The organism is Streptomyces sp. NPDC091281, from assembly GCF_044757425.1.
GTDB lineage: Bacteria > Actinomycetota > Actinomycetes > Streptomycetales > Streptomycetaceae > Streptomyces.
In genome coordinates this window covers 737,178-751,921 of the sequence record NZ_JBIVUY010000002.1, presented here as the reverse complement: position 1 = coordinate 751,921, position 14,744 = coordinate 737,178, and the positions used below count along the sequence as shown (strand labels likewise).

Below are 14,744 nucleotides of genomic sequence, written 5' to 3'. Positions count from 1 at the left end.
CGGAGGACACCGAGTCCTCCGCCCCTTCCGCGTGCCCCGCGAGAGCGCGCCGTACCGGCGCCCGTCACCCGCGCGCGGCCCTCCGTTCGGCCGTACGCGGTGGCAGGCGCCGCGGGGCGGTCATAGCGTGGCCCGCATGATCGAGCTGGAGGGCCTCACCAAGCGGTACGGCGGGAAAGTGGCGGTCGACGGGCTGACCTTCACCGTCAGGCCGGGCATCGTGACGGGCTTCCTCGGTCCCAACGGCGCCGGAAAGTCCACGACCATGCGGATGATGCTCGGCCTGGACCGGCCGACCGCCGGGGACGTCCGCATCGACGGACAGCACTACGACCGGCTGCGGGACCCGCTGAAGTACATCGGGGCGCTGCTGGACGCGAAGGCGATGCACGGCGGGCGCAGCGCCTACCACCACCTGCTCTGTCTGGCGCAGAGCAACGGCATCCCGGCGAGCCGGGTGCACGAGGTGCTGGACACGGTGGGTCTGACCTCGGTGGCGAAGAAGAAGGCCAAGGGGTTCTCGCTGGGCATGGGCCAGCGGCTGGGCATCGCGGGAGCGCTGCTGGGCGACCCGCGCATCCTGATGTTCGACGAGCCGGTGAACGGTCTCGACCCCGAGGGCATCCACTGGATCCGCACCCTGATGAAGTCGCTGGCGGCGCAGGGCCGCACGGTGTTCGTCTCCAGCCACCTGATGAGCGAGATGGCCCTGACCGCCGACCACCTGGTCGTGATCGGCCAGGGACGGCTGCTCGCGGACACCTCGATGGCGGAGTTCATCGCGGAGAACTCCCGCTCGTACGTCCGGATCCGCACCCCGCAGCGCGAGCGGCTGCTCGACGTGCTGCACCAGGCGGGGGTCACCGTGGTGGAGGCGGGCGGCGGGGTGCTGGAGGTGGACGGGAGCAAGTCCGAGCGGATCGGCGAACTGGCCGCGCAGCACCATCTCGTGCTGCACGAGCTGAGTCCGCAGCAGGCCTCCCTGGAGGAGGCGTTCATGCAGTTGACCGCGGAGTCCGTGGAGTACCACGCGCACAGCGGCGAGCCCGCTCCCGGACCGGCGCCGCAGGCGCGGTCGTGGGGCGACGACTGGAAGAAGGACTGACCATGGCGGCGACCCAGGTGCTGCGGTCGGAGTGGACGAAGATCCGTTCCGTCGCCTCGACGGTCTGGACGCTCTCCCTCGCCGTGATCGTCACGATCGGCCTCGGCATGCTGATCTCGGCGCTGTCGAAGAACGAGTTCGACGACCTCAGCCGCGACGACAAGCTCTCCTTCGACCCCACCTTCATCAGCTTCGCCGGGATGACCCTCGGCCAGCTCGCGATGATCGTGTTCGGGGTGCTGGTGGTGTCCAACGAGTACAGCACCGGCATGATCCGCACCTCGCTGGCGGCGGTCCCGCAGCGCGGCACCTTCCTCGCCGGGAAGATCGCGGTGGCGGCCGGACTGGCGCTGGTGGTCGGGATGGCGACCAGCTTCGCCGCGTTCTTCCTCGGGCAGGCGATGCTCGGCGACCTCAGGGCCTCCCTCGGCGACACGGGCGTGCTGCGGGCGGTGCTCGGCGGCGGCCTCTACATGACGCTGATCGCGATGTTCTCGATGGGCGTGGCCGCGATGCTGCGCTCCCCCATGCTGTCGCTGGGCATCCTGATGCCGTTCTTCTTCCTCATCTCCAACATCCTCGGCAACGTCAGCGCAACGAAGAAGATCGGCCAGTACCTGCCCGACCAGGCGGGCAGCAAGATCATGCAGGTGGTCACGCCGATCGACGACGACACCCCGTACGGGCCCTGGGGCGGCCTCGGCATCATGGCGCTGTGGGTGCTGGCCGCGCTCGTCGGCGGACTGGTCCTGCTGAAGAAGCGCGACGCGTGAACCTCAGGGCTTTGCTTTGATTTGAGCGGAACCGTCAGCGCGCGGTTATCCTCCTAACCCTTACGGGGGGCGTGTGCCCCGCTGTCCTGAACCTGTCGATGGGTGCGGAGCATGATCGAGGCAGTCGGCCTGACCAAGCGCTACGGCGACAAGACCGCTGTGTACAACCTTTCCTTCCAGGTGCGGCCGGGTGCCGTCACCGGCTTCCTCGGGCCCAACGGTTCCGGCAAGTCGACGACGATGCGCATGATCCTCGGCCTGGACAACCCGACCGCGGGCTCGGTCACGATCGGCGGCTTCCCCTACCGCAAGCTGCCCAACGCGCCCCGCCAGGTCGGCGCGCTGCTGGACGCCAAGGCAGTGCACGGCGGGCGGCACGCCCGCAACCACCTGCTGAGCCTGGCCCAGCTCTCCGGCATCCCGGCCCGCCGGGTCGACGAGGTACTGGCCGTGGTCGGCCTCACGGAGGTGGCGAAGCGCCGCTCCAAGGGCTTCTCGCTCGGCATGGGACAGCGGCTCGGCATCGCCGCCGCGCTCCTCGGCGACCCGCAGGTGCTGCTCTTCGACGAACCGGTCAACGGCCTCGACCCCGAGGGCATCCTCTGGGTGCGCAACCTGATGAAGTCGCTGGCCGCCGAGGGCCGCACGGTGTTCGTCTCCTCGCACCTGATGAGCGAGATGGCCCTCACCGCCGACCACCTCATCGTCATCGGGCGCGGCCAGCTCCTGTCCGACATGAGCGTCTCCGCGTTCATCTCCGCGAACTCCGCCGACTTCGCGCGCGTGCGCACCCCGCACACCGAGCCGCAGGCCCGCGAGAAGCTGGCCGCCGCGCTCACCGAGGCGGGCGGCCACGTCCTGCCCGAGCAGGACGGCGCGCTGCGCGTGACAGGCCTGCCGCTGCCGCGCATCAGCGACCTGGCGCACGAGAGCGACGTACGGCTGTGGGAGCTGTCGCCGCACCAGGCGTCGCTGGAGGAGGCGTACATGCGGATGACCCAGGGCGCCGTCGACTACCGCTCCAGCATCGACCAGAGGTCGGGCCTCCAGCAGCCGCTGCCGCCGGGCGCGCAGCCCGTGCTGCCGGTGCCGGGCCAGGGCCAGCCCGGCTGGTACGCCCCGCCGCCCCCGCAGCAGACCGGCTACGCGCCCCCGCAGCCCGCCCAGGGCGCCCCCGCGGGCCCGTACGGCGCTCCGGGCGCCCCCGCCGCGGACGGCGCCAACCCGTACGCCCAGCAGGCGCCCGCGCAGCCCGCCGCGGCCCCCGCGCCCGCCCCGCAGGCGCCCGCCGCTCCCCCGGCCCCGCAGGCGCAGGCCGCCCCGGCCGCCGCCGCGCAGCCGCCCGCCGCGCCCGCCGACGCCCCGTCCGCCGCCGACGCCCCGAACCTGACCAAGGACGCCTGATGAGCACGCCTCCGCCCCCGGCCCCGCAGGCCGCGCCCGCCTGGCAGGCGGCGCCCGGCCCCTCGTACCCCGGCTACACCTCGCCGATCCCGGTGGTGCGCACGCACCTCGGGCACGCCCTGGCCTCCGAGTGGACCAAGATCCGGTCGGTGCGCTCCACGATGTGGACGCTCGGTGTGTTCGTGCTGCTGGTGCTCGGCATCGGCTTCCTGGTCGCCGCGCTCGTCGCCGCCAACACCCAGGAGGGCGACCTCGGCAACGAGACCGCCCTGTCGTTCGGCTTCTTCGGGCTGCTGCTGGGCTGCATGTGCGTCATCACGCTGGGCGTGCTGACCACCGCCTCGGAGTACGGCACCGGCATGATCCGCACCACGATGACGGCCTGCCCGTCGCGCGGCCGGGTGCTGGCGGCCAAGGGGATCGTCTTCTTCGGGGTGGCGTTCGTGACCACGCTGGTGTCGACGGTGATCGTCGCGCTGGTGGACGTGGCGCTGCTCACCGACGCCCGGGAGCCCACCTCCGGCGAATGGCTGAAGGCCACCGTCGGCATCTCGCTCTACATCGCGCTGCTCGGGCTGCTCTCGCTGGCCGTCGGCTCGATCATCCGGCACTCGGCGGGCGCCATCACGATCATGATCGCGCTGGTGCTGGCGCCGCTGGTGATCGCGCTGTTCATGTTCAGCGAGTCGCTGTCGGACCTGCGCGAGGCCCTGTTCGAGTACTCGATCCCCAACCAGCTGAGCGTCTTCTACTCGACGTCGCTGACCGACTCCGGCCCCTCCGGCTGGGACCCGCTGTGGATCGCGCTCGGCGTCACCGCCGTCGCGTTCGGCGCCGCGTTCACCCTGCTGGAGAAGCGGGACGTCTGACGCAGCGGCCGACCGGGCCCGCCGTCCGGCCGGTCAGAACTTGGGCGCGTTCCTGGACCGCCGTACCCCCGGGGTGCGGCGGTCCCGCGCGTTCCAGCACGCCTTGTGCCAGTGCCGCCGGTCGTCCACGCCCGCGTGCTCGGGCCAGGCCACCAGGTGCGGTACCCCGTCCGGGATCAGCTGGTCGCACCCCGGGCAGCGGTACGACTTGCCCTGCGCGCTGGCGCCGGCCACGTGCCGCACGCTCCACTCCTCGCCGTCCCAGCTGACGCTGGTCTGCCAGCCGCCGTAGCGGCTCGCGCGGTCGTCCTCGGCGCTGCGGCCGGACGGGCCGTCGTCCTTGGATCGGTTGCGACGCGGGGACACAGGACACCTCACAGGGCTCTCCAGGGGGCACGTTCGCCGTCCAGCCTACGCGGCACGGGCGGGGGCACCCGGAGGGCGCAGAACACCACAAGCCGCCGCCAAGTCCCGCGCCGAAGTGGCCGATTCTGCACACAATCCGGAAATCTTTTCGCAGGCCGTGTCCTCGGCACGTGTCGCCCGGTTATGCGCCGTGGGGGGAGCCACGCGTCGGTCCAAGGAAGCCCAAGGAAGCAGGAAAGTCCCATGCGCGTCGGAAGTTTCGTGGTGGCGGCCCAGTTCCCGGGGCAGGGCCCGGGGGAGGCGCTGCACCGCGCGGTCCGCTCCGCCGAGGTCGCCGAGGAGGCGGGCCTGGACTCGGTCTGGCTGGCCGAGCACCACTTCGTGCCGTACGGCACCTGCCCGTCCGCCGTCACCCTGGCCGCCCTGCTGCTGGGCCGCACCCGGCGCATCCGGGTCGGCACCGCGGTGAGCGTGCTGCCCACCGGGCACCCCGTCGCCGTCGGGGAGCAGGCCGCCCTGCTGCACCTGACGAGCGGCGGCCGCTTCTCGCTCGGTGTGGGGCGCGGCGGCCCCTGGATCGACCTGGAGGTGTTCGGCGGCGGCCTCGCGGCGTACGAGTCGGGGTTCCCGGAATCACTCGATCTGCTGCTGCGCTGGCTGCGCGAACCGGCCGTCGGCGCGGACGGCGAGCGGTACCGCTTCCGCGAGGTGCCGGTGGTGCCCCGGCCGTCCGAGGCGCTCACCGACGCCGACGGACCCGAGGTGATCGTGGCCTGCACCTCCCCCGCGAGCGTCCGGCTGGCCGCCGAGCGCGGGCTGCCGATGCTGCTCGGCATGCACATCGGGGACGAGGAGAAGGCCGAGATGGTCGGAGCGTGGCGGCGGCACGCGCGCTCCGCCGGACGCTCCCCGGACGAGATCCGGGAAGCGGGGCACGTGTCGGCCGGGGTCTGCCAGATCGCGGACCGCCGCACCGACGCCGTCGAGACCCTCGTGAAGGCGATGCCGGGCTGGCTGAAGCAGGGCCTCGACGCCCATGTGACGGTGGACGGCCGCGCCCGCGGCATGCGGGACCCGGTGGCGTACACCGAACTGCTCTGCGGGCTGCATCCGGTGGGCACCCCCCGGCTGTGCGCCGACCGCCTCGCGGCGACCGGCGAGCGCACCGGCATCTCCCGTTTCGCGCTGCTCGTCGAGGGCTCGGGCGACCTGGCGGCCACCGAGGAGAACGTACGGCGGCTGGGCTCGGAGGTCCTCCCCCACCTCCGGTGAGCGGCCCCGCCGCCGTAGCGGTGCCTGCCGCTCCGCGATGTCACGGCTCCCGGGCCGGGAGCGGCAAGCGACGTCCTCAGCAGTCCCGGAACTCCGGCGACTGGTTCAGCACCTGGCTGCGCACCGACGTGAAGCGGGCCAGCGACGCGTCGACCGTGGTGTCCAGCGGGAACACCGCGACCCGGTGGCAGTTCTGGAACGCCAGCCGGACGCCGAAGTGCCGCTGGAGCGCGCCGCGTATCGCGTCACTGGCGAGCGCGCGCAGCAGCTGCCCGCGTGCCTGCTCGTCCGGCGGCGGCGTCTGGTTGTCGGCGAACTGACCGCCGTCGACCTTCAGCTGGGCCACCAGGGAGCTGATCATCTCCCATGCGTAGGGCAGGGAGGTCCGGACGCAGTCGACGAATTCTGCTTCGTCGACCTCGCCTCGCTCGGCCTGTTCGAGTAGGGCCGGTGAGACGTCGAGCGACATGGGTACTCCTCTCGCACCCCCGGGGCGCGGGGGTTGCCGGACAGGGAAAGGGAGACCGACCCGCGGGCACGGCGAGCACGGCGGACACCGGGCACGCTGAGTACACGCATCGCGACCTCCCGTTCTCTACGGTAGGCAACCGCCCCTGCCCGCACCAGGAGAACGGGCACAAAGGGAGCGGTGGTTGGGCGCACTATCGGCCACTGGCGAACCTGGGTTTTCCAGGGCGAATCGCGTGGCGCGTGGGGCGTCGGATAGCGTTGCCGACCATGCGTCTCGTCATCGCCCGATGCTCCGTCGACTACGCGGGCCGGCTCACCGCCCATCTCCCCTCCGCACCCCGTCTGATCCTGGTGAAGGCGGACGGGAGCGTCTCCGTCCACGCGGACGACCGGGCCTACAAGCCCCTCAACTGGATGTCCCCGCCCTGCACGTTGAAGGAGGGCACGGGCGAGGAGGAAGGCGTCTGGACCGTCGTCAACAAAGCGGGCGAAAAGTTGATCATCACGATGGAGGAGATCCTGCACGACTCCTCGCACGAACTGGGCGTGGACCCGGGGCTGATCAAGGACGGCGTGGAAGCGCACCTCCAGGAACTCCTCGCGGACCGCATCGAGACGCTCGGCGAGGGCTACACCCTCATCCGCCGCGAATACATGACGGCCATCGGCCCGGTCGACATCCTCTGCCGGGACGCCGAGGGTGCCACGGTCGCGGTCGAGATCAAGCGGCGCGGCGAGATCGACGGTGTCGAGCAGCTCACCCGCTACCTCGAACTCCTCAACCGCGACCCGCATCTCGCTCCGGTGCGCGGTGTGTTCGCCGCCCAGGAGATCAAGCCCCAGGCCCGCGTCCTGGCCACGGACCGCGGCATCGGCTGCCAGGTCCTGGACTACAACGCGCTGCGCGGCATCGAGGACGACAAGCTGCGGCTGTTCTGAGGACCGTCCGGGACCCGTCGGTCCGGGACACACGAGGGGCCCGGCGCGATGCCGGGCCCCTCACGTGTGCCCGGCCCGGGGCCGGGTCGGTGCGCCGGGCTCAGATGAAAGTGCCGGTGCCGTCCGCGGGGGCGGAGGTGTGCGGGTCCTCGGGGGTCGCGGCGTCGGTGCTGTCCGACGTCGCCGTGGCGGACGCCGTCGCCGTGTCGCTGGCGGTGACGGAGGTCTCCGGGCTGCCGGTCGGGGTGTCCGTGGGCGTCTCGGTGGGGGTCTCCGACGGCTCCTCGGACTCGGTCGGCGTCGGCGGTGGGGTCGAGGACGTCGACGGCTTCGGCGGGCTGCTGCTCGGGCGGGTCGACTTCGACGGCTTCGGCGAGGAACTGCCCTTGCCGGGCTCCTTCGTGCCGCTCGGGTCGTCGGAGGGGCGGGCGGACTCGCTGGGCGTCGGGTCGTCGGAGGTGCCCATGGTGCCGTCCGGGCCGGGGTCGGTGGGCCTGCTGACCGCGCCGCCCGTCTCGCCCGGGTCGCCGCTGTCGTCGCCCGAGGGGTCGGTGCCGAGGCCGCCGTCGTCCTCGCCCGCGCCCGCGGTCGGGTTGACGTTGACACCGTCGGAGGGGACGTTCGCGTCGTTGTTGGAGGTCGCCCCGAGGGTCACGACCGTGCCGAGCACGGCGACCAGGAGGGCGCCCGCCGCGGAGGCGACGAGGTTGCGCCGGACCAGGCCGCGCACACCGCGCCGCCGCTGTCCCGGCTGCGGCGGGGGGACGACGGCGCCGGTACGGGTGCTGACCAGGGCGGGTTCGGCGGCCAGCGCCGGGAAGCGGACCGGGGTGGCGGAGCGCGCGGGGGCGGGGTCCTCGGGCCGGGCGGCGAGGGTGTCCTCGTCGCCGGGGACGGGCACCGACACCAGGCCGGGTATCTCGCCGGAGCGGTCCGCGACCAGGGCGAGGGCGCGTCGGCCCGTCGTACCGCCCCGCTTGTCGGTGAGGGAGTCGCGCAGCGCGAGCGAGGCCTCCAGTTCGGAGCGGGCCCGGTCGAGCTGTCCGGCGCACAGGGCGAGGACGCCGAGTTCGTGGTGGAAGTAGGCGCGGTCGGCGCTCTGTCCGGCGAGCCGGGCGGCCTCGGCGCCCTCGTACAGGGCCTGTTCCCAGGCGGTCCAGCGCAGTCCGGCGGCGAGGGCGGGCGCGGCGGTGCGGGCCAGCTCCACGGCGGGGGCCTGTTCACCGTCGGCGGGGGGTTCGGTGGCCGGGCCGGTGACCGCGAGGACGGCAAGGACGGCGTCGGCCTCGGCGCAGACCTGCTCCGGGGTGACGGAGGGGTGGCCGGTCCACCAGGCGTAGTGCTGGGCGGCGGTCCGGGCGCGTCCGGTGAGGTCGTCGGCGTATCCGGCGGTCTCCAGCTGGGCGCGGATGCCGGTGGCGAGGCGGTAGCGGGAACCGACCGGGGAGACGAGGCCGCAGGCGACGAGTTCGCCGAGGGCGGCGTCGGCGTGGGTGTCGCCGGTCAGGGCGGGCAGGTGCGCCTGGTGGGGGGTCTCGCCGCCGAGGGCGACGGCGAAGCGGAGGGTGGCGCGGGCGGAGGGGCTGAGCCGGGCGGCGAGCAGCGCGGCGGGCGCGGCGGCCTCGCCGAGGGAGGGCAGGGGTATCTCCTCCGCCTCGTCGGCGGGCTCGTCGCCGGGGGCGACCGGGGCGGCGGAGGTGACGGACGAGGCGGTGAAGGGGCGGGCGTCCTCGAAGACGCCGAGTTCGTCGACGGCGCGGGCGCTGGCCCGCAGCCGGTCGCGCTGGCGGAGGAGGGCGCCGGCCTGGACGAAGCGCAGCGGCAGGCCCTCGGACTCGAACCAGAGGTCACCGGCCCAGTTGGACTCCTCCTCGGTGAGGACGCGGCCGACGGTCCGCTCGATGACCTCGACGCCGTTCGCGCGGTCGAGGCCGCTGAGGTGGACGGCCTCGACGGCCGCGTCGGGCGAGGGCGGCGGGGTGTCGGGGGCAACGGCGAACAGGAAGGCGCACTCGGGGGTGGCCTCCAGGAGCACGTCGAGGTCGGCGCCGCCGGACTCCAGGTCGTCGACGACGACGACCGCGCCGATCTCGCGGACGAGGGCGCGCAGTTCCTCGTCGCCGGGGCGGTGGCGGGGGGCGTCGTAGACGGTGTGGAAGAGGTCCTGGAGGAGGTCGGCAGGGGTGCGGCGGTAGCCGCTGAGGCGGACCACGCCGTCGGGGGCGAGGTCCTCGCAGTCGTCGGCGACCAGGTCGAGGAGGCTGGTGCGGCCGGAGCCGGAGGGGCCGGTGAGGGAGACGGAGCGGCCGCGGGCGAGCATCCGGACGAGGTGTTCGCGCTCGTCCTGGCGGCCCAGCAGGGAGTGGGCGGGGAGCGCGGGACCGGCGGGCACCGGGGGCCGGGCGGCGCGGTCGGTCTCGGCGCGCTGCTCGGGGGTGCGGCGGACGGGCGGCCGGGGGCGGGTGTCGGTCCCGTCGGCCGGGTCGGCGGTGTCCGGAGCGTCGGCGGGGCGGGCCGCCTTGGTGAGGCGGGTGGGGCGGGCCGTCGCGGGGGGCGTGGTGTCGCGGGGCGGGCCGAGTTCGATCTCGCTGCCGTCGACGGGGTTGACGGTGAGGACGTACTCCCCGGCGAAGAGCCGCACGATCCGGGCCTGGGCGGACGCGTGCTGGGCGTAGTCGGGGGTGAGGGGGTCGCGGGCCGGGCGCGGGCGGGCGGGAGGGGCGGCGGCGTCCAGCTCACGCGGCCGGGTGGTGCCCCCGTCGTCGTGGCCGTGGTCCTCGGGGCCTCGGGTCGTCGGGTCCATGGGTACAGCCCCCCAAAAGAAAGCGTCGTGTGGAGAAGTGGAGAAGTGGAGAAGGAGAAAGCCCCTGCCGGCCTCGCCGCACACCGCGCTGTCGCTTCTGGTCCGGTGCCCGCGCGAAGGGCTCTGCGGGCGGCGGGCAGACGAACCGTAAACCTTCGGACAGTATCTACGACAGCCCGGGGTGGCGGTCGGTCCGAGACATCACGGTCCGATGTGGATTGCGGGACTCCGGTGTGTTCGGGAGGGGCCCAAACCCGTCCGTCCCCGGCCAGAAAGCCGTTGCTCCGGGGGGTGCCGCGGTCCGCCCCCGCATCTCGCGCACGGCTTCCGCACAGGTGCCTCACACGCGGGTCGGCCGTGGTGCGGTCGCCTCGGCGGGAGCGGTCCGGGTGAGGTCGCGTCAGCGCGGGCGGTCCGGCGGGGCACTGCGGCGGGGGAGCCGCGGCAGAGGTGCTGCGGCGGGGCGCGTCTCAGACGCGGGGCAGGGACTCCACGCCGATGCCGCCCTCGATGGCGAGGATGCGGTGCAGCCGGGTGGCCACGAGCAGGCGCTGCATCTGGGGCGGGACGGCGCGCAGTACGAGGCGGCGCCCGCAGCGGCCGGCCCGTCGGTGGGCGCCCATGATGACGCCGAGGCCGGTGGCGTCCCACGAGTCGAGTTCCGACAGGTCGAGCACCAGGTCACCGACGCCGTCGTCGACGGCCGAGTGCAGGACCGTACGGGCGTCCGCGGCGCTGCGGACGTCGAGGCGGCCCCCGACGGCCAGCTCGACGTGGTCGCCCCTGATGTGCATAGCGCTCCCCTAAGCGTGCGTCCGTGCTCCGGTTGCTCCGCGGTGCGATGTTCCGTGGTGCAACCTCTGACTGCGTGAAGCTGCCGGAGGTTGCCGTCCGTGAGCGAACCGATACCGAATTCACCCGCAGGAGTGAGGCCCCTGGGGCCTGTGCGGTTTCCGTGCCCGCTGAAGCCCTGCCCGTTCCGGTGTCCGATGTCACCGGCGTCAGCCGTCCGGCGCAGCGCGCACCGGCGAACGCGCACCGGGGGAAACGGACGCTCCTCCGGATGGCCCTCTGGCCGGACACTAGCGGCCGTGGGGCGCGGTGTGACCGCGAAGTAACGCGTTTCACGTCTCAGCGCGTGAGATGCCGGTCACGTCGTCAATTCCTGCCGGATTCGGGGCGATTGGCCCCGGCCTGGGCGGGCGTGACGCAGGGCACGACGGGGGCCGCGGCGGACGGTCTAGATTGGCGGCATGGTCAATCTGACGCGCATCTACACGAGGACCGGCGACCAGGGCACCACCGCTCTCGGTGACATGAGCCGGGTCGCCAAGACCGACCTGCGGATCACGGCGTACGCGGACGCGAACGAGGCGAACGCGGTCATCGGGACGGCGATCGCGCTGGGCGGTCTGGACGAGGGGATCGTCGCGGTCCTGACGCGGGTGCAGAACGACCTGTTCGACGTGGGCGCGGACCTGGCGACGCCGGTCGTCGCGGACCCGGAGTACCCGCCGCTGCGGGTGGAGCAGTTCTACGTCGACAAGCTGGAGGCCGACTGCGACCTCTACAACGCGGAGCTGGAGAAGCTGCGGTCGTTCATCCTGCCCGGCGGCACCCCGGGCGCGGCCCTGCTGCACCAGGCGTGCACGGTCGTCCGGCGCGCGGAGCGCTCGACCTGGGCCGCGCTGGAGGCGCACGCCGAGGTGATGAACCCGCTGACGGCCACCTACCTCAACCGTCTCTCGGACCTCCTGTTCATCCTGGCCCGCACCGCCAACAAGGGTCCGGGGGACGTGCTGTGGGTGCCGGGGGGCGAGCGGTAGGGGCGGGAGGGGGCCTGGGGTACGCCGGGGCGCGCTCCGGGGGCAGCCGCCTAGAGCTTCTCCGCCGGGGCCTTCCCCTTGCCGCGCCCGAGGTCTGTCCCGGGCCCCGTCTCGGCGTCGGTCCGGGGGGCGGTCCGGGGGTCGGTCCCGGGGTCCGTCCGCGGGGTCTGCGCCAGCGCCTGCTCCGGCATCTGGCCCGGCTCCTGCTCGGGCGCCTGCCCCGGTACCCGCTCCGGCGCCTTCTTCGGCCAGATCACGTACGTCAGGGCCACCAGGCCGTGGACGGCGGCGGCCCGCCAGGCGGTCCAGCGCCAGCTCTCCAGGGAGCCGGTGCGGGCGGGGTCGTCGACGTACCAGATCGCCAGCTGGAGCAGCGCGGTCGCGACGGCGGCGGCGACGACCGTGCCGAGCCAGACCGTGCCCTCGTGGCGGGCGCGGGCCATGCCGTGACGGGGCGGTCCGGCGGGCTTCGGCGCCCCGGCGAACCGGTGGGCTGCGTGCCCGTCGAGCCACCGCATGGTGCGGTGCCCGTGGCCGACGGTGTAGCCGATGTAGACGGCGGCCAGGCCGTGCTTCCAGCTCGGATCGGCGCCGTTCTTCAGGTCCAGCGCGGTCACCACCAGCAGCACGACCTCCAGCAGCGGCTCGCACAGCAGCAGCGCCAGGCCGGTGCGGGGCATCCGCAGCACGTAGCGGGCGCCCAGCCCGGCGGCCAGCAGCACCCAGAAGCCGATCTCACAGACGGCGATCAACGCGACGATCACGGTTCGCTCCTCTCGGTCGCCCCTCCAGGCTTCCGTGCCGGACGGCCGACCTCGTCGTCGCCGGTGAGGAAACCGCGGGGCGCCGCGGTACATCGAACGATGCAGTCGGGACCGTCCCCCGGCATCGGGCGCGGGCCCGCCGGGCCGTGTTGGATGGAGTCATGGCCCGCCCGTTCCCCCGCCCGCACCGCTTCGACGTCGTCCTGGCCGCCGCCGGGCTGCTCGGCGGCCTGCTGGTGTGGGGGCTCGGCCTGGCGACGCGTCCGGCGGGCGAGCCGACGGTGCTCCTCGACGGCCGCTGGTGGGTGCTGCCGCCGCTGGTCGTCACGGCGAGCTGCGAGCTGCTGCGCCGGACGGCGCCGCGCACGGCGCTGCTGGTCGCGACGGCCGCGCTGATCCTCGACACGCTGACCCGCGGCAGCCTGGTGACGCTGCTCATGTTCACCGACGTGCTGTACGCCTGCGTGCTGTACGGGCCGCCCGCCTCCGCCCGGCGCGTCCCCCGGATCACCGGACTGCTGACGGTCGCGGCGACCGTGGTGCCGTACGCGCTGTGGCGGGTGCCGGAGGCGCTGCTGATCGGGGTGCTGACGGGGGTGGTGGCCTTCGCGCCCGCCTCCACGGGGCTGATCGTGCGCAACCACCGGGACGCGGCGCTCTCGGCCCGGCTGCGCGCCGAACAGACCGCGCTGCTCGCCGAGGTGGACCGCAGCCAGGCGGTGGTGGCCGAACGGGCGCGGATGGCACGGGAGTTGCACGACATGGTCGCCAACCACCTGTCGGCGATCGCCATTCACTCGACGGCCGCGCTCTCCCTGGACGACCCGCGCACCTCGAAGGAGTCGCTGGCGGTGATCCGGGAGAACAGCGTGCAGGGGCTGGCGGAGATGCGGCGGCTGATCGGCATCCTGCGCGAGGGCAGCGGGGACCACGAACCGGCCGCCGCCCCGACCCTCGACGGGCTCGGCGCCCTGGTGGACGGCGCCCGCGCCAACGGCCTCGACGTCACTCTCGACACCGGGAGCCCACCGGCGCCGGGGGACGCCGACGGAAGCGGCCCCGAGGTGCCCACCCCGGTCGGGCTGGCCGCGTACCGCATCGTCCAGGAGTCCCTGACCAACGCGCTCAAGCACGCCTCGCCCGGCCCGGTCACCGTCACCCTGGCCCGGCGGGACGGGGTGCTCGACGTGCGGGTGAGCAGCCCGTACGGCCACCGGGACGGGCCGCGCGCGCCCGGTTCGGGGGCGGGGCTGGTCGGGATGCGGGAGCGGGCCGCGCTGCTGGGCGGCACCTTCGCGGCGGGGCCCGAGGACGACCGCTGGACGGTCCGTGCGGCGCTCCCCGTCGACGGGCCGGAGCCCCCGTGACCGCCACCGCCGGTCCCTTGGCCCGTTCCGGCGCGCGTCGCGCCCCGTCCCCGGAGGAGTCCGCATGATCCGCGTCCTGGTCGCCGAGGACCAGTCCGCCGTCCGCGCCGGTCTGGTCCTGATCCTGCGCAGCGCTCCCGACGTGGAGGTGGTCGGGGAGGCCGCGGACGGCGAGCGGGCGGTGCAGCTGGCCCGTGAACTCCGGCCGGACCTGGTGCTGATGGACGTGCAGATGCCCCGGCTGGACGGGGTGGCGGCGACCCGGCAGGTGGTCGGGGAGGGGCTCGCGGAGGTGCTGGTGCTGACCACCTTCGACCTCGACGCGTACGTGTTCGGCGCGCTGCGCGCGGGCGCGGCCGGGTTCCTGCTGAAGAACACGGAGGCCGCCGACCTCATCGCGGCGGTCCGTACGGTCGCGCGCGGCGAGGGCGTCGTGGCACCGGCCGTCACCCGGCGGCTCATCGCGGAGTTCGCGGCCACCGCCCCGCGCGAGCCCGGCACCGATCCGGCGGTGCTGGAGCCGCTCACCCGGCGGGAGCGGGAGGTGCTCTCCTGCCTCGGGGAGGGCCGGTCCAACGCGGAGATCGCGGAGTGCCTGGACATGGCCGAGGCGACGGTGAAGACGCACGTCAGCCGACTGCTGGCCAAGCTGGGGCTCCGCAGCCGGGTGCAAGCGGCGGTGCTGGCGCAGGAGTTGGGGATCTGACGCTCGCCCCGCCACTCACCCCGCTCCCCGACTGTCAAGTGGTCTGGACCTATTGACCTGTGGTCCAGACCTTTCTATT

The 14,744-nt window shown here is 73.7% G+C and carries 13 protein-coding genes and 1 pseudogene; 9 read left to right on the top strand and 5 right to left on the bottom strand.

What is annotated here, in order from left to right; genetic code table 11:
* Positions 1–136 precede the first annotated feature (136 nt).
* The 4 genes from ACIQPQ_RS07875 (at position 137) to ACIQPQ_RS07860 (ending at position 4,151) form a co-directional block, all read left to right on the top strand.
* The gene (locus tag ACIQPQ_RS07875) at positions 137–1,105 is read left to right on the top strand and encodes an ABC transporter ATP-binding protein (protein WP_401301038.1); all 969 of its coding nucleotides are present in this window, start codon (positions 137–139) and stop codon (positions 1,103–1,105) included.
* Positions 1,102–1,878 (top strand): ABC transporter permease, encoded by a 777-nt coding sequence (locus ACIQPQ_RS07870; protein ID WP_401301566.1) that lies wholly within the window; start codon positions 1,102–1,104, stop codon positions 1,876–1,878. Before ACIQPQ_RS07875 ends, ACIQPQ_RS07870 begins: the two co-directional genes overlap by 4 nt.
* A gap of 111 nt (positions 1,879–1,989) precedes the next feature.
* Positions 1,990–3,282 carry an ATP-binding cassette domain-containing protein gene (locus ACIQPQ_RS07865; protein ID WP_401301035.1) on the top strand — a complete coding sequence of 431 codons (1,293 nt, stop codon included), beginning with the start codon at positions 1,990–1,992 and terminating at the stop codon, positions 3,280–3,282.
* Positions 3,282–4,151, top strand: coding sequence for an ABC transporter permease (locus tag ACIQPQ_RS07860; protein WP_401301032.1), 870 nt, complete (start codon positions 3,282–3,284; stop codon positions 4,149–4,151). Before ACIQPQ_RS07865 ends, ACIQPQ_RS07860 begins: the two co-directional genes overlap by 1 nt.
* 33 nt (positions 4,152–4,184) lie before the next feature.
* On the opposite strand, the gene ACIQPQ_RS07855 is transcribed toward ACIQPQ_RS07860, so the two are convergent.
* The gene (locus ACIQPQ_RS07855) at positions 4,185–4,517 is read right to left on the bottom strand and encodes an ATP/GTP-binding protein (RefSeq protein WP_401301029.1); all 333 of its coding nucleotides are present in this window, start codon (positions 4,515–4,517) and stop codon (positions 4,185–4,187) included.
* A gap of 243 nt (positions 4,518–4,760) precedes the next feature.
* Here ACIQPQ_RS07855 and ACIQPQ_RS07850 point away from each other — a divergent pair, with 243 nt between their 5' ends.
* Complete coding sequence (locus tag ACIQPQ_RS07850) at positions 4,761–5,789, top strand: LLM class flavin-dependent oxidoreductase (protein ID WP_401301026.1); 1,029 nt, start codon at positions 4,761–4,763, stop codon at positions 5,787–5,789.
* A 76-nt stretch (positions 5,790–5,865) separates the two neighbouring features.
* Here ACIQPQ_RS07850 and ACIQPQ_RS07845 read toward each other — a convergent pair whose 3' ends face one another.
* Positions 5,866–6,258 carry an SCO5389 family protein gene (locus tag ACIQPQ_RS07845; protein WP_383782060.1) on the bottom strand — a complete coding sequence of 131 codons (393 nt, stop codon included), beginning with the start codon at positions 6,256–6,258 and terminating at the stop codon, positions 5,866–5,868.
* Positions 6,259–6,527: 269 nt separating this feature from the next.
* On the opposite strand from ACIQPQ_RS07845, the gene nucS reads away from it, so the two are divergent.
* Positions 6,528–7,199 carry an endonuclease NucS gene (nucS, locus tag ACIQPQ_RS07840; RefSeq protein WP_383782062.1) on the top strand — a complete coding sequence of 224 codons (672 nt, stop codon included), beginning with the start codon at positions 6,528–6,530 and terminating at the stop codon, positions 7,197–7,199.
* 100 nt (positions 7,200–7,299) lie between these two features.
* On the opposite strand, the gene ACIQPQ_RS07835 is transcribed toward nucS, so the two are convergent.
* Positions 7,300–10,002: an ATP-binding protein gene (locus ACIQPQ_RS07835; protein ID WP_401301022.1), complete on the bottom strand. Its 2,703-nt coding sequence runs from the start codon at positions 10,000–10,002 to the stop codon at positions 7,300–7,302.
* 470 nt (positions 10,003–10,472) lie between these two features.
* Positions 10,473–10,796, bottom strand: coding sequence for an STAS domain-containing protein (locus ACIQPQ_RS07830; protein WP_383782066.1), 324 nt, complete (start codon positions 10,794–10,796; stop codon positions 10,473–10,475).
* A 459-nt stretch (positions 10,797–11,255) separates the two neighbouring features.
* Between ACIQPQ_RS07830 and ACIQPQ_RS07825 the strand changes: the two genes are divergently transcribed.
* Positions 11,256–11,828 (top strand): cob(I)yrinic acid a,c-diamide adenosyltransferase, encoded by a 573-nt coding sequence (locus ACIQPQ_RS07825; protein ID WP_401301019.1) that lies wholly within the window; start codon positions 11,256–11,258, stop codon positions 11,826–11,828.
* A 221-nt stretch (positions 11,829–12,049) separates the two neighbouring features.
* Here ACIQPQ_RS07825 and ACIQPQ_RS07820 read toward each other — a convergent pair.
* Positions 12,050–12,592 (bottom strand): annotated as a pseudogene (locus ACIQPQ_RS07820) (hypothetical protein); the annotation flags it as partial.
* Between the two features lie 161 nt (positions 12,593–12,753).
* On the opposite strand from ACIQPQ_RS07820, the gene ACIQPQ_RS07815 reads away from it, so the two are divergent.
* Entirely contained in the window at positions 12,754–13,959 is a 1,206-nt protein-coding gene (locus ACIQPQ_RS07815; protein WP_401301016.1) for a sensor histidine kinase, read from the top strand.
* A 64-nt stretch (positions 13,960–14,023) separates the two neighbouring features.
* Positions 14,024–14,665 (top strand): response regulator, encoded by a 642-nt coding sequence (locus tag ACIQPQ_RS07810; protein ID WP_401301013.1) that lies wholly within the window; start codon positions 14,024–14,026, stop codon positions 14,663–14,665.
* Positions 14,666–14,744: the final 79 nt, after the last annotated feature.